Source organism: Kitasatospora sp. NPDC004745, from assembly GCF_042873275.1.
Lineage (GTDB): Bacteria > Actinomycetota > Actinomycetes > Streptomycetales > Streptomycetaceae > Kitasatospora.
The window spans coordinates 21,160-39,717 of sequence record NZ_JBIALK010000008.1; the positions used below are offsets into that span (position 1 = coordinate 21,160).

At 72.4% G+C, this 18,558-nt stretch carries 11 protein-coding genes, 1 tRNA gene and 1 pseudogene; 11 read left to right on the top strand and 2 right to left on the bottom strand.

Annotation, left to right across the window (positions count from 1 at the left end):
• Positions 1-429 precede the first annotated feature (429 nt).
• The 11 genes and pseudogenes from rpoB (at position 430) to ACFYUY_RS16195 (ending at position 15,976) form a co-directional block, all read left to right on the top strand.
• Positions 430-3,906 carry a DNA-directed RNA polymerase subunit beta gene (gene rpoB, locus ACFYUY_RS16145; RefSeq protein WP_360209173.1) on the top strand — a complete coding sequence of 1,159 codons (3,477 nt, stop codon included), beginning with the start codon at positions 430-432 and terminating at the stop codon, positions 3,904-3,906.
• Positions 3,907-4,004: 98 nt separating this feature from the next.
• Complete coding sequence (locus ACFYUY_RS16150; RefSeq protein ID WP_360209170.1) at positions 4,005-7,898, top strand: DNA-directed RNA polymerase subunit beta'; 3,894 nt, start codon at positions 4,005-4,007, stop codon at positions 7,896-7,898.
• A gap of 236 nt (positions 7,899-8,134) precedes the next feature.
• Positions 8,135-8,208, top strand: a tRNA-Met gene (locus ACFYUY_RS16155).
• 181 nt (positions 8,209-8,389) lie between these two features.
• Positions 8,390-9,061 carry a hypothetical protein gene (locus ACFYUY_RS16160; protein ID WP_360209167.1) on the top strand — a complete coding sequence of 224 codons (672 nt, stop codon included), beginning with the start codon at positions 8,390-8,392 and terminating at the stop codon, positions 9,059-9,061.
• A gap of 127 nt (positions 9,062-9,188) precedes the next feature.
• Positions 9,189-10,379: a sensor histidine kinase gene (locus ACFYUY_RS16165; protein WP_387901097.1), complete on the top strand. Its 1,191-nt coding sequence runs from the start codon at positions 9,189-9,191 to the stop codon at positions 10,377-10,379.
• Positions 10,376-11,056, top strand: a complete 681-nt coding sequence (locus ACFYUY_RS16170; RefSeq protein ID WP_360209162.1) for a response regulator transcription factor — start codon at positions 10,376-10,378, stop codon at positions 11,054-11,056. The genes ACFYUY_RS16165 and ACFYUY_RS16170 overlap by 4 nt, the downstream gene beginning before the upstream one ends.
• Positions 11,057-11,200: 144 nt before the next feature.
• Positions 11,201-11,809, top strand: a complete 609-nt coding sequence (locus ACFYUY_RS16175) for a hypothetical protein (protein ID WP_360209159.1) — start codon at positions 11,201-11,203, stop codon at positions 11,807-11,809.
• Positions 11,810-11,958: 149 nt separating this feature from the next.
• Positions 11,959-12,702, top strand: a complete 744-nt coding sequence (locus ACFYUY_RS16180; protein ID WP_360209157.1) for a Sir2 family NAD-dependent protein deacetylase — start codon at positions 11,959-11,961, stop codon at positions 12,700-12,702.
• Positions 12,703-12,881: 179 nt separating this feature from the next.
• Positions 12,882-14,096 carry a cytochrome P450 gene (locus tag ACFYUY_RS16185; protein WP_360209154.1) on the top strand — a complete coding sequence of 405 codons (1,215 nt, stop codon included), beginning with the start codon at positions 12,882-12,884 and terminating at the stop codon, positions 14,094-14,096.
• A 117-nt stretch (positions 14,097-14,213) separates the two neighbouring features.
• A pseudogene (locus tag ACFYUY_RS16190) lies at positions 14,214-14,606 on the top strand (ADP-ribosylglycohydrolase family protein); the annotation flags it as partial.
• 50 nt (positions 14,607-14,656) lie between these two features.
• Positions 14,657-15,976, top strand: coding sequence for a serpin family protein (locus ACFYUY_RS16195; protein WP_387901102.1), 1,320 nt, complete (start codon positions 14,657-14,659; stop codon positions 15,974-15,976).
• A gap of 81 nt (positions 15,977-16,057) precedes the next feature.
• Here ACFYUY_RS16195 and ACFYUY_RS16200 read toward each other — a convergent pair whose 3' ends face one another.
• Both ACFYUY_RS16200 and ACFYUY_RS16205 read right to left on the bottom strand, forming a co-directional pair.
• Complete coding sequence (locus tag ACFYUY_RS16200; protein ID WP_387901105.1) at positions 16,058-17,170, bottom strand: ADP-ribosylglycohydrolase family protein; 1,113 nt, start codon at positions 17,168-17,170, stop codon at positions 16,058-16,060.
• Positions 17,171-17,247: 77 nt separating this feature from the next.
• Positions 17,248-18,534, bottom strand: a complete 1,287-nt coding sequence (locus ACFYUY_RS16205; protein ID WP_387901107.1) for a DUF2786 domain-containing protein — start codon at positions 18,532-18,534, stop codon at positions 17,248-17,250.
• Between the last annotated feature and the right edge of the window lie 24 nt (positions 18,535-18,558).

The window sequence follows — 18,558 nt, forward strand, 5'->3', positions numbered from 1 at the left end:
GCGCGCGATTCTCAAGGCGCGAGTCCGCCCGGTTGGTTCGCCGCTGGATGCATAACCAGTGGCTCCGGCGGGAAATGACTCCACGTGAGTTATGGGGCCCGGGCAGTGCCCGGGCCGGTGCAGTACCCGGTGGTCGTTCGCGGCCGCCGGCTACCGGGAGGAGTCTCCGATTCGGTTTCCGAATCAGAGCTGGACAGCAGTGTGCCTTTTGGCTACACTGTCCCTTTGCGCTGCCTGTTAGCTGCTCCGTGACTCGTCGCCCGGAGTTTGCGTTGCCCTGAAGGGGTCTGGCATCGCCTCCGCAAAGCGGCTCTGACCTGGGGTTTCGATCCCCGGCGGAGGCCAGTGGCGAGGGAGGCGGGACCAAGCCCAAGCAGGCCCGGCTGGTACGCGCGTAGTGAGCTCCGAGCCCTCGGAAGGACCCCCCTCTTGGCCGCGCCGCGCAACGCCTCGAACAATTCCGCCGCATCCACCGCCCCGCTCCGCGTCTCGTTCGCGAAGATCAAGGAGCCCCTCGAGGTCCCCAACCTCCTCGCCCTGCAGACCGAGAGCTTTGACTGGCTGCTCGGCAACGCGGCCTGGAAGTCCCGGGTCGAGGAGGCGCTGGAGAACGGTCTGGACGTCCCCACCAAGTCCGGTCTGGAGGAGATCTTCGAGGAGATCTCCCCGATCGAGGACTTCAGTGGGTCGATGTCGCTGACCTTCCGCGACCACCGTTTCGAGCCGCCGAAGAACTCCATTGACGAGTGCAAGGACCGCGACTTCACGTTCGCGGCCCCGCTCTTCGTCACGGCCGAGTTCACCAACAACGAGACCGGTGAGATCAAGTCTCAGACGGTCTTCATGGGCGACTTCCCGCTCATGACCCACAAGGGCACGTTCGTGATCAACGGCACCGAGCGTGTCGTCGTGTCGCAGCTGGTCCGCTCCCCGGGTGTGTACTTCGACTCCACCCTGGACAAGGTGTCCGACAAGGACATCTACTCCTGCAAGGTCATCCCCTCGCGTGGTGCCTGGCTGGAGATGGAGATCGACAAGCGCGACATGGTCGGCGTCCGCATCGACCGCAAGCGCAAGCAGTCCGTCACCGTGCTGCTCAAGGCGCTCGGCTGGACCAACGAGATGATTCTCGAGGAGTTCGGCGAGTACGAGTCCATGCGCAACACCCTGGAGAAGGACCACACCCAGGGCCAGGACGACGCGCTGCTGGACATCTACCGCAAGCTGCGCCCCGGCGAGCCGCCGACGCGCGAGGCCGCGCAGACGCTTCTGGAGAACCTGTACTTCAACCCGAAGCGCTACGACCTCGCGAAGGTCGGCCGCTACAAGGTGAACCGGAAGCTGGGCAACGCCGAGTCGCTGGACTCCGGCGTGCTCACCGAGCCCGACATCATCGGTGCGATCAAGTACCTGGTGAAGCTGCACGCCGGTGAGACCGAGTGGAACGACGAGACCGGCCGCGACATCGTGGTCGAGGTCGACGACATCGACCACTTCGGCAACCGCCGCCTGCGCAACGTCGGCGAGCTCATCCAGAACCAGGTCCGTACGGGTCTCGCCCGCATGGAGCGCGTCGTGCGCGAGCGCATGACCACCCAGGACGTCGAGGCGATCACGCCGCAGACCCTGATCAACATCCGGCCGGTCGTCGCCTCCATCAAGGAGTTCTTCGGCACCAGCCAGCTGTCGCAGTTCATGGACCAGACGAACCCGCTGTCGGGCCTGACCCACAAGCGCCGTCTGTCCGCCCTCGGTCCCGGTGGTCTCTCCCGTGAGCGCGCCGGCTTCGAGGTCCGTGACGTGCACCCCTCGCACTACGGCCGCATGTGTCCGATCGAGACCCCGGAAGGCCCGAACATCGGTCTGATCGGGTCGCTGGCCTCGTACGGCCGGGTCAACGCCTTCGGCTTCATCGAGACCCCGTACCGCAAGGTCGTCGACGGTGTCGTCACCGAGAAGGTGGACTACCTCACCGCCGACGAGGAGGACCGCTACGTCATCGCCCAGGCGAACGCGCCGCTGACCGCGGACCTGCACTTCGCCGAGCCGCGCGTCCTGGTCCGCCGCCGTGGCGGCGAGATCGACTACATCCCCGGCACCGAGATCGACTACATGGACGTCTCGCCGCGCCAGATGGTGTCGGTCGCGACCGCCATGATCCCGTTCCTCGAGCACGACGACGCCAACCGCGCGCTCATGGGCTCGAACATGATGCGCCAGGCGGTGCCGCTGCTGAAGAGCGAGGCTCCGCTGGTCGGCACCGGCATGGAGTACCGCTGCGCCGTCGACGCCGCGGACGTCATCACCGCCGAGAAGGCCGGTGTCGTCCAGGAGGTCTCGGCCGACTACGTCACCGTGGCCAACGACGACGGCACGTACACCACGTACCGCGCCGCCAAGTTCACCCGCTCGAACCAGGGCACCGCCTTCAACCAGAAGGTGCTCGTGGACGAGGGCGCCCGGGTCGAGTCCGGCCAGGTCCTGGCCGACGGCCCGTGCACCGACGAGGGCGAGATGGCCCTCGGCAAGAACCTGCTCGTGGCGTTCATGTCGTGGGAGGGTCACAACTACGAGGACGCGATCATCCTGTCGCAGCGCCTCGTGCAGGACGACGTCCTCTCCTCGATCCACATCGAGGAGCACGAGGTCGACGCCCGTGACACCAAGCTCGGCCCCGAGGAGATCACCCGGGACATCCCGAACGTCTCCGAGGAGGTCCTCGCCGACCTCGACGAGCGCGGCATCATCCGCATCGGCGCCGACGTCGTCACCGGCGACATCCTGGTCGGCAAGGTCACCCCGAAGGGTGAGACCGAGCTGACCCCGGAGGAGCGCCTGCTCCGCGCGATCTTCGGTGAGAAGGCCCGTGAGGTCCGCGACACCTCGCTGAAGGTGCCGCACGGTGAGTCCGGCAAGGTCATCGGCGTCCGCGTCTTCGACCGCGAGGAGGGCGACGAGCTGCCCCCCGGCGTGAACCAGCTGGTCCGCGTCTACGTGGCCCAGAAGCGCAAGATCACCAACGGTGACAAGCTCGCCGGCCGCCACGGCAACAAGGGTGTCATCTCCAAGATCCTCCCGGTCGAGGACATGCCGTTCCTCGAGGACGGCACCCCGGTCGACATCATCCTCAACCCGCTGGGTGTCCCGTCCCGAATGAACCCGGGACAGGTCCTGGAGATCCACCTCGGGTGGCTCGCCAAGCAGGGTTGGGACGTCTCCGGCCTCGCCGACGAGTGGGCCCAGCGCCTGCAGGCGATCGGCGCCGACACCGTCCAGGGCGGCACCAACCTCGCCACCCCGGTCTTCGACGGCGCCCGCGAGGACGAGATCACCGGTCTGCTGGACAACACCACCCTCACCCGTGACGGTGAGCGCCTGGTGAACTCCACCGGCAAGGCCCGCCTGTTCGACGGCCGCTCCGGCGAGCCGTTCCCGATGCCGGTCTCGGTCGGCTACATGTACATCCTCAAGCTGCACCACCTGGTCGACGACAAGCTGCACGCCCGCTCGACCGGCCCGTACTCGATGATCACCCAGCAGCCGCTCGGTGGTAAGGCGCAGTTCGGTGGTCAGCGCTTCGGTGAGATGGAGGTGTGGGCCCTCGAGGCGTACGGCGCGGCCTACGCGCTGCAGGAGCTGCTCACCATCAAGTCCGACGACGTGCTCGGCCGCGTGAAGGTCTACGAGGCCATCGTCAAGGGCGAGAACATCCCCGAGCCCGGCATTCCCGAGTCCTTCAAGGTCCTCATCAAGGAAATGCAGTCGCTCTGCCTCAACGTGGAGGTGCTGTCCTCGGACGGCCAGTCCATCGAGATGCGGGACTCCGACGAGGACGTGTTCCGCGCCGCCGAGGAGCTCGGCATCGACCTGTCCCGGCGCGAGCCGAGCAGCGTCGAAGAGGTCTGACGGAGGTGGGGCCGGCTGCCCGCGCAGCCGGCCCACCCCCAGGCCCCCCTCAGACCACATGAACGACTCTCGACTTACGAAAGAGGGCTTGACGACCAGTGCTTGACGTCAACTTCTTCGACGAGCTCCGCATCGGCCTGGCCACCGCCGACGACATCCGCCAGTGGTCGCACGGCGAGGTCAAGAAGCCGGAGACCATCAACTACCGCACCCTGAAGCCCGAAAAGGACGGACTCTTCTGCGAGAAGATCTTCGGCCCCACCCGGGACTGGGAGTGCTACTGCGGTAAGTACAAGCGCGTCCGCTTCAAGGGCATCATCTGCGAGCGCTGCGGCGTCGAGGTGACCCGCGCCAAGGTGCGCCGCGAGCGGATGGGCCACATCGAGCTGGCCGCCCCGGTCACCCACATCTGGTACTTCAAGGGTGTCCCGTCCCGCCTGGGCTACCTGCTGGACCTGGCGCCGAAGGACCTCGAGAAGGTCATCTACTTCGCCGCCTACATGATCACCTGGGTCGACGACGAGCGCCGCCAGCGCGACCTGCCGTCCCTGGAGGCGCACGTCTCGGTCGAGCGCCAGCAGATCGAGAACCGCCGCGACTCCGACCTCGAGGCCCGCGCCAAGAAGGCCGAGACCGACCTCGCCGAGCTGGAGGCCGAGGGCGCCAAGGCCGACGTGCGCCGCAAGGTGCGCGAGGGCGCCGAGCGCGAGATGAAGCAGCTGCGCGACCGCGCGCAGCGCGAGCTGGACCGCCTCGACGAGGTGTGGGCCCGCTTCAAGAACCTCAAGGTCCAGGACCTCGAGGGCGACGAGCTGCTCTACCGCGAGCTGCGCGACCGCTTCGGCACCTACTTCTCCGGCTCGATGGGCGCGGCGGCCCTCAAGGACCGCCTCGAGACCTTCGACCTGGCCGAGGAGTCCGAGCGCCTGCGCGAGATCATCCGCACCGGCAAGGGCCAGAAGAAGACCCGTGCGCTCAAGCGCCTCAAGGTCGTCTCGGCGTTCCTGCAGACCACCAACAAGCCCAACGGCATGGTGCTGGACTGCGTCCCGGTCATCCCGCCGGACCTGCGTCCGATGGTGCAGCTGGACGGTGGCCGCTTCGCGACCTCCGACCTGAACGACCTGTACCGCCGCGTCATCAACCGCAACAACCGCCTGAAGCGGCTTCTCGACCTCGGCGCGCCCGAGATCATCGTGAACAACGAGAAGCGCATGCTCCAGGAGGCCGTCGACGCGCTGTTCGACAACGGCCGCCGCGGCCGTCCGGTCACCGGCCCGGGCAACCGCCCGCTGAAGTCCCTCAGCGACATGCTGAAGGGCAAGCAGGGTCGTTTCCGCCAGAACCTGCTCGGCAAGCGAGTCGACTACTCGGCCCGTTCGGTCATCGTCGTCGGCCCGCAGCTCAAGCTGCACCAGTGCGGTCTGCCCAAGGCCATGGCGCTGGAGCTCTTCAAGCCGTTCGTGATGAAGCGCCTGGTCGACCTGAACCACGCGCAGAACATCAAGTCGGCGAAGCGCATGGTCGAGCGCGCCCGTCCGGTCGTGTGGGACGTCCTCGAAGAGGTCATCGCCGAGCACCCGGTCCTGCTGAACCGTGCGCCCACCCTGCACCGCCTCGGCATCCAGGCCTTCGAGCCGCAGCTGGTCGAGGGCAAGGCCATCCAGATCCACCCGCTCGTCTGCACCGCGTTCAACGCGGACTTCGACGGTGACCAGATGGCCGTCCACCTGCCGCTCTCCGCGGAGGCGCAGGCCGAGGCCCGCATCCTGATGCTGTCCTCGAACAACATCCTGAAGCCGGCCGACGGTCGCCCCGTCACCATGCCGACCCAGGACATGGTGCTCGGTCTGTTCTTCCTCACCTCGGACCGCGACAACGTGAAGGGCGCCGGCCGCACCTTCTCGTCGACCGCCGAGGCGATCATGGCCTTCGACGCCCGCGACCTGGACGTCCAGGCCCCGATCGAGCTGCGCCTGCAGGCCGGCACCGTCCCGCCGCGCGGCTGGACCCCGCCGGTGGACGAGGAGGGCCAGTCCACCTGGTTCGACGGCGAGCCGTTCCGCCTGACCACCACCCTGGGCCGCGCGCTCTTCAACGAGCTGCTGCCCGAGGACTACCCGTTCGTCGACTACGAGGTGGGCAAGAAGCAGCTCTCCGCGATCGTCAACGACCTGGCGGAGCGCTACCCCAAGGTCGTCGTCGCGGCGACCCTGGACAACCTGAAGGCGGCCGGCTTCCACTGGTCGACCCGTTCGGGTGTCACCGTCTCCATCTCGGACGTCATCGTCCCGCCGAGCAAGCCCGCCATCCTGGAGGGCTACGAGGCCAAGGCCGAGAAGGTCCAGAAGCAGTACGAGCGCGGTCTGATCACCGACAACGAGCGCAAGCAGGAGCTCGTCGGCATCTGGACCCAGGCGACCAACGAGGTCGCGGACGCCATGGCCGCGAACTTCCCGAAGACGAACCCCATCTTCATGATGGTCGACTCGGGCGCCCGTGGAAACATGATGCAGATGCGCCAGATCGCCGGTATGCGTGGTCTGGTGTCGAACGCCAAGAACGAGACCATCGCGCGACCCATCAAGGCGTCGTTCCGTGAGGGTCTGTCCGTGCTGGAGTACTTCATCTCCACCCACGGTGCCCGTAAGGGTCTGGCCGACACCGCCCTCCGTACCGCCGACTCCGGTTACCTCACCCGTCGTCTGGTCGACGTCTCCCAGGACGTCATCATCCGCGAGGAGGACTGCGGCACCGAGCGCGGCCTGAAGCTGGCGATCGGCTCCGTGGGTGCGGACGGCGTGCTGCGCAAGGCCGACGACGTCGAGACCAGCGTGTACGCCCGCATGCTCGCCGAAGACATCACCATCGACGGCAAGCTGCTGGCCACCGCCAACACCGACCTCGGTGACGTGCTGATCGACGAGCTGATCCGGCACAACATCGCCGAGGTCAAGACCCGCTCGATCCTGACCTGCGAGTCGGCCGTCGGCACCTGTGCCATGTGCTACGGGCGCTCGCTGGCCACCGGCAAGCTGGTCGACATCGGTGAGGCGGTCGGCATCATCGCCGCCCAGTCCATCGGTGAGCCCGGCACCCAGCTGACGATGCGTACCTTCCACACCGGTGGTGTGGCCGGTGACGACATCACCCAGGGTCTGCCGCGTGTCGTCGAGCTCTTCGAGGCCCGTACCCCCAAGGGTGTGGCCCCGATCTCGGAGGCGCAGGGCCGGGTCCGCATCGAGGACACCGAGAAGACCCGCAAGCTGGTCGTCACGCCGGACGACGGCACCGACGAGATCGCCTACCCGGTCTCGAAGCGCGTCAAGCTGCTGGTCAGCGAGGGCGAGGCGGTCGAGGTCGGCCAGAAGCTGACCATGGGTGCCACCAACCCGCACGACGTCCTGCGCATCATGGGCCAGCGCGCCGTCCAGATCCACCTGGTCGCCGAGGTCCAGAAGGTCTACAACTCGCAGGGTGTGTCGATCCACGACAAGCACATCGAGATCATCATCCGGCAGATGCTCCGCCGCGTGACGATCATCGAGTCGGGCGACGCCGAGCTGCTCCCGGGCGAGCTCGTCGAGCGCGGCCGCTTCGAGCAGGAGAACCGTCGCGTGGTCTCCGAGGGCGGTCACCCCGCCTCCGGCCGTCCGCAGCTGATGGGTATCACCAAGGCCTCGCTGGCCACCGAGTCCTGGCTGTCGGCCGCCTCCTTCCAGGAGACGACCCGGGTCCTCACCGACGCGGCGATCCACGCCAAGTCGGACCCGCTGCTGGGCCTCAAGGAGAACGTCATCCTCGGTAAGCTCATCCCGGCCGGTACGGGTCTGCCCCGCTACCGCAACATCCGGGTCGAGCCGACCGAGGAGGCCAAGGCCGCCATGTACTCGGCCGTCGGCTACGACGACTACGACCTGTCGCCCTTCGGCGCCGGCTCCGGCCAGGCTGTCCCGCTGGACGACTACGACTACGGCCCGTACACCGGCTGAGTCCCCCTCTCCGCCCGGTGACGGGCGGGAGGCCGGTCCAGGTGTCACCGACCGCAGGGCGGTCACCCCTCAGGGGGTGGCCGCCCTGCGGCGTTCCCCGGCTCCGCGGGGCGCCTCCGCAGGGTCGTGAGGGGCCGGCGCGAGGCCGGGGCGGGGCCGGGGCGGGGCCGGTGAGGGGGCCCGGGAACAACCGGTTAGGTGATTCGGCCGCAGTGGCGTAAGGTCGTGTTCACCGACGCGGGGTGGAGCAGCTCGGTAGCTCGCTGGGCTCATAACCCAGAGGTCGCAGGTTCAAATCCTGTCCCCGCTACTCGTTCGAAGGGCCCGGAGGCATCACGCCTCCGGGCCCTTCGGCGTTCCCGGGGGAGGGACGGGGGCGCTCCCCCGTGCGGGGGAGGCGCGGGAACCGCTCCGCCGGGGGAGGTGGCGGAGCGGGCCGCCGCGGGAGGCTTCCGGAGCCGGGACGACGGGGCTTTCGAAGGGGGCCGGAGATGAAGCGGATGCTGGGCGCGGTGGCGATCACGGGGGCGGTGCTGGCGGGGATGTCGGCCTGCCTGCCGGGGGACGACCAGGAGCACCGGACGGTGCGCTACCGGGTCTCCGAGCCGGTGCGGGAGCTGGTGGTCGACGCGCACACCGGGGGGATCGTGGTGACCGGCGGTGGCGACGCGGTGCAGGTGGTCGAGGAGCAGAACTACCGGGGCGACGCGCCCGCCACCACCCACGAGGTCAGGGACGGCGTGCTGCGGCTGACCTACGACTGCAGCGGCTGCGGCGTCGGGTACACGGTGCGGGTGCCGGCCGGGACGAAGGTGCGGATCGAGCAGGAGACCGGCGGGGTGCGGCTGGTCGGGCTGGCCGGCGAGGTGCAGGCGCAGGTGCGCACCGGCGGGGTCGAGGCCACCGGGCTGACCTCGAAGAACGTCCGGCTGAGCACCGGGACGGGCGGCGTGCGGGCCGACTTCGCGGCCGCGCCGGACACGGTGGAGGCGACGGCCTCGACCGGTGGGGTGCGGGTCCGGGTGCCGAACGGGGCGGAGTACGCGGTGGACGCCCGGGCGGGCGCCGGCGGGGTGGAGGTCGGTATCCCGTCCCGGCCGGGGGCCGCGCACAGCATCACCGCGCGGACCGGGGCCGGCGGTGTGACGGTCGACGGTGCCTGAGCCGGCGCGGGCCCGGCCGGTGCGGTCCGCCGCGGCCCGGCCCTTCCGGGCCGTTCCGGAGGTGCTGCCGGTAGGGCATGATCTTCTCCGCGGGGGCGGCGCCCCCGGCTACGGGGGAGGGCCGAGGGTGGTGGGAGCGGCGCGCTGGCGGAAGTGGTCCGCGGGGCTGAGTCCGTACGTGCTGGACTCCGCGCTGGCGGCGGCCTCGGCCGCGATCTCGGTCTGGGCGGTCTACAACGACGACACGGCCTGGCCGGGGTGGGTCTACCTGGTGGCCGTGTCGACCGCGCTGCCACTGCCCTGGCGGCGCCGGGCGCCGCTCGGGGCGCTCGCGGCGAGCAGCGTGGCCTTCGTGACGCTGTCCGTGGTGGCGCACTCGGCGAACCCGCAGGTGCCGCTGGCCGGCGTGATCGGCCTCTACACCGTCGCCGAGCGCTGCTCGGAGCGGGCCCGCTGGGCGGTGCTGGCGGCGGTGGTGGTCGGCAACGTGGTCGGCACCCACTCGCCGAACGGCATGCTGTTCAGCCTGCTCACCTCGGTCGGCTCGTTCGTCTTCGGCTCGCTGGTGCGGGCCCAGCGGCGGCTGGCCCGGCTGGAGGCCGAGCGGGCCCGGGAGGCGGGGGAGCGGGTGGCCAGCGAGGCCGGGCGCGCGGTGGCGGAGGAGCGTGCCAGGATCGCCCGCGAGATGCACGACATCCTGGCGCACGCCGTCTCGCTGATGGTGATCCAGGCCGAGGCGGGGCCGCTGGTGGTGCACGGGGATCCGGAGCGGGCGATCCGCGCCTTCGACACCATCGCCGACGCGGGCCGGGACGCGATGGTCCAGCTGCGGCGCGTGCTCGGGGTGCTGAAGGAGCAGGGGGCCGGCCCGGAGCTGGCCCCGCAGCCCCGGCTGGCCGAGCTCGCCGCGGTGGCCGAGCGGGTGCGCCGGGCCGGGCTGACGGTGGAGCTCGAACTGGCCGAAGGGCTGGCCGCGGTGCCCGCCGACGTCCAGGCCGCGGCGTACCGGATCGTGCAGGAGGCGCTCACCAACACGGTCAAGCACTCCGGTGCGGACCGGGTGGCCGTGCGGGTGCGGCGGGCCGGCGAGGTGATGGAGCTGGTGGTGTCCGACAACGGCCGGGGGCTGCCGGTGGCCGCCGCCGGCACCGTGGCGGGCTGGTCCGGCGGCCGGGGCCTGGTCGGCATCCGGGAACGGGCGGCGGCCTGCGGCGGGCGGGCCGAGGCCGGGCCCGGGCCGGGTGGCGGCGGTTTCCTGGTGAGTGCCCGGCTGCCGTTGGGGGCGGCGGGCGTGGTGGTGGAGGAGGCGGGCGGATGAAGCCGATCAGGGTGGTCGTCGCGGACGACCAGGAGCTGGTGCGGGCCGGGTTCGGGATGATCCTGGACGCGCAGCCCGACATCGAGGTGGTGGCCGAGGCCCGGGACGGCGCCGAGGCCGTCGAGGCGGTCCGCACCCACGGCCCGGACGTCCTGCTGCTGGACGTCCGGATGCCGGTGATGGACGGCCTGGAGGCGGCCCGCCGGGTCTGCGCCGAGTTCCCGGCCACCAAGGTGATCATGCTGACCACCTTCGACGCGGACGACTACGTCTTCGACGCGCTGTACGCCGGCGCGAGCGGCTTCCTGCTCAAGGACGTCCGGCGGGACGACCTGGCCCACGGGGTGCGGATGGTGGCCTCCGGCGAGGCGCTGCTCGCCCCCTCGGTGACGCGGCGGCTGATCGGCGAGTTCGCCGCCCGCCGCCCGGGCGCGCCCGAGCGGGCTGTGCGGCCGCCGTCCCGGCTGCTGGAGCAGCTGACCCTGCGCGAGCAGGAGACCCTGCGGCTGCTGGCGCGCGGACTGTCCAACGCGGAGATCGCGGCCGAGCTGGTGGTCAGCGAGCACACCGTGAAGACCCACGTCAGCAACGTGCTCGGCAAGCTGGGGCTGCGGGACCGGGTGCACGCGGTGGTGTTCGCGTACGAGGCCGGCGCGGTGGTGGCCGGGGAGTCCTGAGGCGCCGGCCGGGCGGGCCGCGGCCGGTGCTCCCCCGTGCGGGGGAGGCGGCGGGTTCACCGGTGCGGGCGATCCGTGACGAGGGGGTCGGCGGACAGCATCGGTGGGGTCGGAACGGACCACGGATCACCGCAGGAGCCCAGGATGAACCGCCTTCGCACGCACCGCCTCACCCCGTACGCAGCCGTCGCCGCCCCGGCGCTGATGGCGCTGTACGGCGGCATCCGGCTGGTCCCCGGCTCCCGGGCCCCCGGGCTCGGCTGGACGGCCGGCCACACCGCGATGTTCGCCGGCCTGCTGCTGTTCGCCCCGGTGCTGGTGGCCCTGCGCGGGCTGCTCGCCCCGCGCTCCGCCGCCGGGCGGGCCGCGGCCGGGGCAGCGCTGGGGACGGCGTTCGCGGGCCTGGCGTGCTCGCTGGTGCAGATCGGGATCGACCTGTACGTGGGTGTGGTGGCGGCCGACAAGGCCGATCAGTCGCGGCTGTTCGACCGGGTGCAGGGCGTGCCGGGGGTGCTGCCGCTCGTCTACCAGGTCGGTCCGCTGCTGTTCTACGTCGGCCTGCTGGCGCTGCTGGTCGCCGCGGCGGCCGGCCCGGCCCGGGCGCTGCGCTGGTGGAGCCCGGTGCTGATGTTGGTGGGCACCGCCGCCTCGGGGGTCGACCTGGCGCTGATCCCGGTGGCGGCGGTCTGCTACCTGGCGGCCCTGGCCCCGCTGGTCCGGCCCGGCACGGTGCGCCGCGCGGCCCTGGCCTGACCGCGGTGGGCCCGTCCGGACGGGTGCCCGCTCCCGCAGGGGAGGAGCGGGCACCCGTCCGGCCGTGCCCGGGCCGGTCCGCGGTGGAGCCGGCGCCGCGTGCGGATACTCGGTGGCGGTGCCGGCGGCCCCGGCCGTACCGTCCGGGCATGACCACGAAGCGCCCCCTGATCGCCGTCCTCACCGGCGCGGGCATCTCGACCGACTCCGGCATCCCCGACTACCGCGGCCCGCAGGGGCTCTGGCAGCGCGACCCGTCGGCCCAACGGATGGTCACCATCGGCCCCTACCTGGGGGATCCGGAGGTGCGCCGCCGGGCGTGGGTGATGCGAGCCGAGGCGGGCGCGCTCGGGGCCGAGCCGAACGCCGGGCACCGGGCGCTGGTCGAGCTGGAGCGTTCCGGCCTGCCGCTGCGGGTGCTCACCCAGAACGTGGACGGGCTGCACCAGCGCTCCGGACTGCCGGCCCGCAAGGTGCTCGAACTGCACGGCACCGCGCGGGAGGTGCAGTGCGTGGGCTGCCGGGCGGTCGGCGCGATGGAGCAGGCGCTGGAGCGGGTCGCGGCGGGGGAGCCGGACCCGGCCTGCCGGGAGTGCGGGGGAGTGCTCCGGCCGCGGACGGTGATGTTCGGGGAGTCGCTGGACCCGGTGGTGCTGCAGCAGGCCGACGCCGTCGCCAGGGCCTGCGACCTGTTCATCGCGGTGGGCACCAGTCTGCAGGTCTACCCGGTGGCGGCACTGCCGCAGATCGCGCGGGAGTCCGGTGCCCGGCTGGTGGTGGTGAACGGCGAACCGACGCCGTTCGACGAGGTCGCCGACGAGGTGGTCCGGGAGCCGATCTCCACGGCGCTCCCCGCGCTGGTGGCGAAGCTGCTGGCGGAACGCCCCCGGTGACGTCCTGACGCCGGGGGCCTGACGACCTGACGTCTGACGTGCTGGCATGCCGGCGTCCTGACGCCCCGGCGTCCTCGGCGGTGCCCCCGGTGACGCCCTCCGGATCACCCCTGGACGCGACGGACCGCGTGCGTACGATGATCCTTCCGGTTCCCCTCACGGCCTGGAGCGACCGAGCGATGACGACGACGGCGAAGTTCGACCCCTGGTCGGCGGCGTTCGTGGCCCACCCCTACGACGCGTACGCCGAACTGCGCGAGCACGCACCGGTGACGTTCTTCGAACCCACCGGGCAGTGGCTCGTCTCCCGCCACGCGGACGTCAGCGCGCTGCTGCGGGACCGCAGGCTCGGCCGCACCTACACGCACCGCTTCAGCCACCAGGAGTTCGGCCGCCCCGAGCCCGACCCGGCGCACGAGCCCTTCCACACGCTCAACGACCACGGGCTGCTCGACCTGGAGGCCCCCGACCACACCCGGATCCGCCGGCTGGTCTCCAAGGCCTTCACCCCGCGCATGGTCGAGGGCCTGCGGCCGACCGTCCGGCGGCTCGCCGGAGAACTCGTCGACGACCTGCTCGCGGCCGGCGGCGGCGACCTGATCTCCGCCGTCGCCGAGCCGCTGCCGGTCGCCGTGATCGCCGAGATGCTCGGCGTGCCGGAGGCCGACCGGCACCTGCTGCGGCCCTGGTCCGCCGACATCACCGGCATGTTCGAGCTCAACCCGACCGAGGAGGCGGCCCGCCGGGCCGTCACCGCGAGCACCGAGTTCTCCGACTACCTGCGCGCCCTCATCCGCGAGCGCCGCACCGCCCCCGGCACCGACCTGATCAGCGCGCTCATCCAGGCCCAGGAGGGCTCGGACGCGCTCAGCGAGCAGGAGATGGTCTCCACCTGCGTGCTGCTGCTCAACGCCGGCCACGAGGCGACCGTCAACACCACCGGCAACGGCTGGTGGGCGCTGTTCCGCAACCCCGGCGAACTCGCCCGGCTGCGCGGAGCCGTGGACGAGCTGCTGCCCACCGCCGTCGAGGAGCTGATGCGCTGGGACACCCCGCTGCAGATGTTCGAGCGATGGGTCCTGGAGGACGTCGAGCTGCACGGCGTCACCGTCCCGCGCGGCTCCGAGATCGCCCTCCTCTTCGGCTCCGCCAACCGCGACCCGGCCCGCTTCACCGACCCCGACCGCCTCGACCTCGCCCGCGCCGACAACCCCCACGTCACCTTCGGCGCCGGAATCCACTTCTGTCTCGGCGCCCCGCTCGCCAGACTGGAGCTCACCGAGTCCTACGGCACGCTGCTGCGCCGGGCCCCGGGCCTGCGGCTGAGCCGCGAGCCCGAGTGGAACCCGGGCTACGTGATCCGGGGGCTCGGCGAACTGCTGGTCGAGCTGTAGGGAAGCGGGGAGAGGGCCGTGGGCAAGGCGACGGGGGCGCTGCTGGGGCTGGCGATCGGGGACGCGATCGGCCGGGTGACGGAGTTCCGGACGGTCGAGATGATCGCGAACGACGGCTTCTGGCTCGGCGACCTCGCCGAGCGCTGGCACGGCGGCTCGCCGCAGGACGTGATCGCCCGCGGCTGGGACGACTGCCTCCGCGTGCTCGACCGGCTGGACGCCGCGCTCGCCGCACCCGACGTCGAGGCGGACCCGTGCCTGGCCACCGGCGAGGGCTGGATCGCCGAGGAGGCCCTGGCGACCGGGCTGCTCTGCTTCCTGCTGCTGCCGGACGACCCGGTCGCCGCCGTCCGGCGGGCCGCCTACTCCAGTGGGGACTCCGACTCCCTCGCCTGCCTCACCGGCGCCTTCGCCGGCGCCCACCACGGCGGGTCGGTCTGGCCGGCCGACTGGGTGGGGCGGATCGAGCACCGGGACGAGCTGCTCGCCCTCGGGGCGCTCTGGGACTGAGGCCCCCGGAGCGGGCGGAACCGGCTGCCGGGGCGGTGCGTCGAAGGGCCATGACGAACCGCAGCAGCGCAGGGCACCACCGCTCCCGCCGTCCGGCCGGGCTGCTCCTCGCCGCCGTGCTGGCCGCCGGGCCGGCGCTGGCCGGGTGCGGCAGCACGGCGGCGGACACCCCCACCGTCCGGGTCACGGCGTCGTCCGTCCGGCCGACCGCGGACCCGGCCCGGTCGGCCGAGGTGACGGCCGGGACCAGCGCCTTCGGGGTGGACCTCCTGCACGCGCTCACGGCGCCACCGGACGGCGCGGGGCGCAACCTGGTGCTCTCCCCGTCGGGGCTGGCGACCGTGCTCGCCATGCTGCTCCCGGGCGCCCGCGGCGCGACCGCCGACGAACTCGGCAAGGCCCTGCACAGCGGGCTCGACGCGCGCCAGTACGCGCTGGTGACCGGGGCGCTGGCCCGCCCGGTCCCGGCCACCGACAAGCTCACCCTGCGGCAGACGGACGACCTGTGGACGCAGCAGGGCCTGACCGTCGACCCGGCGTACCTGGACACCCTCGCCACCGCCTTCGACGCCGGAGTGCACCCCGTCGACTTCGCCAAGGACCCGGCGGGCAGCCGCCGGCTCGTCAACACGGCGGTGGAGAAGGCCACCGAAGGGCGGATCAAGGACCTGTTCGGCGAACGGCAGATCACCTCCGACACCCGGCTGGTCCTCACCGACGCGCTCTACCTGAAGGCGAAGTGGGCCACCGCCTTCACCCCCGCGAAGACCTCCGACCGGCCCTTCCGCAAGCTCGACGGCTCCGCGCCGGCGGTCGCCACGATGGCCCGAACCGGCACCCTGCGGTACGCCGAGGGCTCCGGAGGCATCGTCGGCGAACCCTGGCAGGCCGTCGAACTCCCCTACGCGGAGGGCGGGTTGGCGATGGATCTGATCGTCCCGGCGCAGGGCGGCTTCACGGCCTTCACCAAGGGCCTGGACCAGCCCCAGCTCGACCGGATCCTCGGCGCGCTGGAGGAGCGGTCCGTCGACCTGACCCTGCCGCGCTTCCACTTCGACACGAGCTCGGACCTCACCTCCGCGCTGCGCGCGCTCGGCGTCCGGGCGGCCTTCGACGCCCCGGACTTCAGCGGGCTGGCCAAGGAACAGCTCGGCCTGAGCACGGTGGTGCAGAAGGCCACCGTCGAGGTCACCGAGGACGGCACGGTCGCGGCCGCCGGCAGCGGCGCCGGGGTGGGCGTGATGGCCGCGCCGGCCGCGCCGGAGGCCGTCGAGCTGCACGTCGACCGGCCGTTCCTGTTCCTGGTCCGGGACACCGCCGACGGGCGGCCGCTCTTCCTCGGCCAGGTCACCGACCCGCAGGCGGGGTAGCGCTCATCCGCGGCCGCGGCGGGGCTCACCGGGCAGTGCACTCCCGCCAGCGCCGTCCCGCCAGTGCCCTCCCGGCAGGGCTCACCCGGCGGGGTAGCGGCCGCCGAGCGCCGGGTGGGCCGGGTCCCGGCTGCCGAACAGCACCAGCAGGTCGTCGGCCACCCGCAGCAGTTCCGCCCGGCCCTCGATCGCCCCGGTCCACTCGGCGGGCAGCGCCGACGCGCCGTACGCGGCGCCGACCAGGTTGCCGCAGACCGCGCCCACGGAGTCGCTGTCCCCGGAGTGGTTCACCGACAGCCGCAGCGCGGTGCGCACCGGGTCGGCGTCCAGGGTGGCCGCGAGCAGCGCGTACACGGCCATCCCCAGGCACTCCTCGGCGATCCAGCCGAGCCCCACCCGCTCCACCGCCTCCGCCGAGGGCTGCGACTCCTGGGCCACCCGGACGGCCCGGGCCAGCGCCTGCACCGTCTCCTTCGAGGCCGGCAGCTCCCGGATCTGCTCCACGGTCTCGCCGACCGCGGCCCACGGCTCCGTCCCGGTCGCCAGCCGCTCCACGAGCGCCGCGAAGGCGCCCGCCGCGAGGTAGCCGGTCGGGTGCCCGTGGGTGAGCTGGGCGCACTGCACGGCCAGTCCGAAGGCTTGCTCGACTCCCAGCCGGGCCAGCCCGAACGGCGCCGAGCGCATCACCGTGCCGCAGCCCTTGGAGTGCGGGTTGATCGGACCCGGCCGCCCGATCATCGACGGCGCCTCGAACACCGGGTGCTCGGACACCCCGCTCAGGCAGGCGTTGCCCGGTGCCCGCCGCGCGTACAGGAAGGGCTGCCGCAGCAGCCAGCCGTCGTACGGGTGGGGCTGCGGTGCGGCGTCCGGCGCCCCCTGGTACTGCGTCAGCAGCCAGCGCCGGTAGGCGCCGTGGACGGCCTGCGACACCGATCCGCCGCCGCCGGACCAGCCGCGGACGAAGCCGCGGATCAGCCCCTCGGCGGTGAAGAGGGTCATCTGGGTGTCGTCGGTGACCTCGGCCGGGTGGGGCCCGCCCGGCAGCCCGGTCACCCCGTCCGGGCCGTACCGCTCCTGGATCTGGTGGAGCTGCTGGAACTCCACCGGCCAGCCCAGTGCGTCACCGACGGCCCCGCCGAGCAGCGCCCCGCGCACCCGGTCCCGGTACCCCGACTCGGCCGCCGACTCCGTCACGTCGATCCCCCTTGGTTCGTGGCGGCCTCCGTTCTATCAGTTCCGGCGATCTCCCCGGCCCGGCGCCCGCCGGGCGCTCAGGCCCGGCCGCGGATCTCCCCGGAACGCCCGTGCAGGGCGGCGCGGTCGGCGGCGGCGCGCCCGGCCGCCCAGCCCTCGCCGTCGCTCACCCGGACCCGCTGGGAGACGAGCTTCGGGAACAGCCGGCCGACCTCGTCGTCCACCGCCTCGGAACGGGCGGCGAGCGCGGGCAGCAGCCGGGCGTCCGGCAGCAGCTGCTCCTCGGTGCCGTCCTCGCGCAGGTGCCGACCGGCCGCGGCGGCACTGGTGGTCCGCTCGGTGGCGGCGGTCAGCCGCTCGCGGATCCGCGCCGCGTACGCGACCAGGAAGGACTGCCGGAACGCCTTGCTGCGGGAGTCCCGGCCGGAGCCGGCCTTGTTGAGCGCGTGGGTGGCCTGCACCAGCAGCGAGGTGTAGAGCAGCTCGACGCCGTCCAGGTCGCCGTCGAAGCCGACGACGGTGCAGAAGCCGAACTCCTTGGCCCACACCACCCGGCAGCGGTTGGCCGCCGCGACGGCGTCCAGCAGCATCGTCTTGGGGCCCTCGTACGGGTTGTCCACGCCGATCCGCAGCGCCGCCGGGGTGTCCCGGTCGGAGCCGGCGGCGGCCAGCAGCGCGTCGTCGATGCTGTGCTGGGCCATCAGCTGCTGGGCCTTGGCGGTGAGCGCCTCGGCCTCCTCCGGGTACTCGGTGGACTCGGCCTTCGCCAGCAGCGCCCGGATCCGGGCCAGCATCCGCGGCTCCCCGGGCACCGGCCCGTCGCCGCGCTCGGCCCGCGGCCGCCGGCCGGGCGCCGGGCCGACCGGGGCGATCGGCGGCAGCCGGCCCCAGGTCCGCAGCAGCTCCAGGGCCGCCGTGGCGAGCGCGAAGCGGTCCAGCCGGTGCCGGTGGGCGAAGGCGCCGAGGTACTGCTCGTCGCCCGGCCACCACACCTCTGCCTCCAGCTCGCGCAGCTGCTCCTGCCAGCGCCGGTCGAGGGCCGCCGCGGGGTGCCGGCGGCCCTCCGCGGCGATCAGGTCGACGGCGAGGGCCAGGTGGACGGGTTTCAGCCCGCGCCGGACCACCCGGACCAGGTCGGCCGGGCGCCACCCGGCGGACCAGCAGCGGCCGACGGCGGCGTCCGCGTGGCCGAGCAGGGCCCGGCTGACATCCGGCCACTGCGCGGCCGAGGCGGCGAGCAGCGAGGCCCCGGTGTCCAGTGCGAGGTCCAGCGCCTCGTCGGGGACGGTCAGGACCGACCGCACGGCCTGCTCCAGCAGCGGCCCGGCGCCCCCGTTCCCGCCCTGCTGCGCGCGCTTGCCCACGGTGTGCCCCTGCTTCCCTCGACG

Bases quoted from the DNA above. Each gene is read 5' to 3' on its own strand.
- ACFYUY_RS16180 (WP_360209157.1), top strand. From the start codon at position 11,959: ATGACCACGAAGCGCCCCCTGATCGCCGTCCTCACCGGCGCGGGCATC.
- ACFYUY_RS16175 (WP_360209159.1), top strand. From the start codon at position 11,201: ATGAACCGCCTTCGCACGCACCGCCTCACCCCGTACGCAGCCGTCGCC.
- ACFYUY_RS16160 (WP_360209167.1), top strand. From the start codon at position 8,390: ATGAAGCGGATGCTGGGCGCGGTGGCGATCACGGGGGCGGTGCTGGCG.
- ACFYUY_RS16195 (WP_387901102.1), top strand. From the start codon at position 14,657: ATGACGAACCGCAGCAGCGCAGGGCACCACCGCTCCCGCCGTCCGGCC.
- ACFYUY_RS16185 (WP_360209154.1), top strand. From the start codon at position 12,882: ATGACGACGACGGCGAAGTTCGACCCCTGGTCGGCGGCGTTCGTGGCC.
- ACFYUY_RS16170 (WP_360209162.1), top strand. From the start codon at position 10,376: ATGAAGCCGATCAGGGTGGTCGTCGCGGACGACCAGGAGCTGGTGCGG.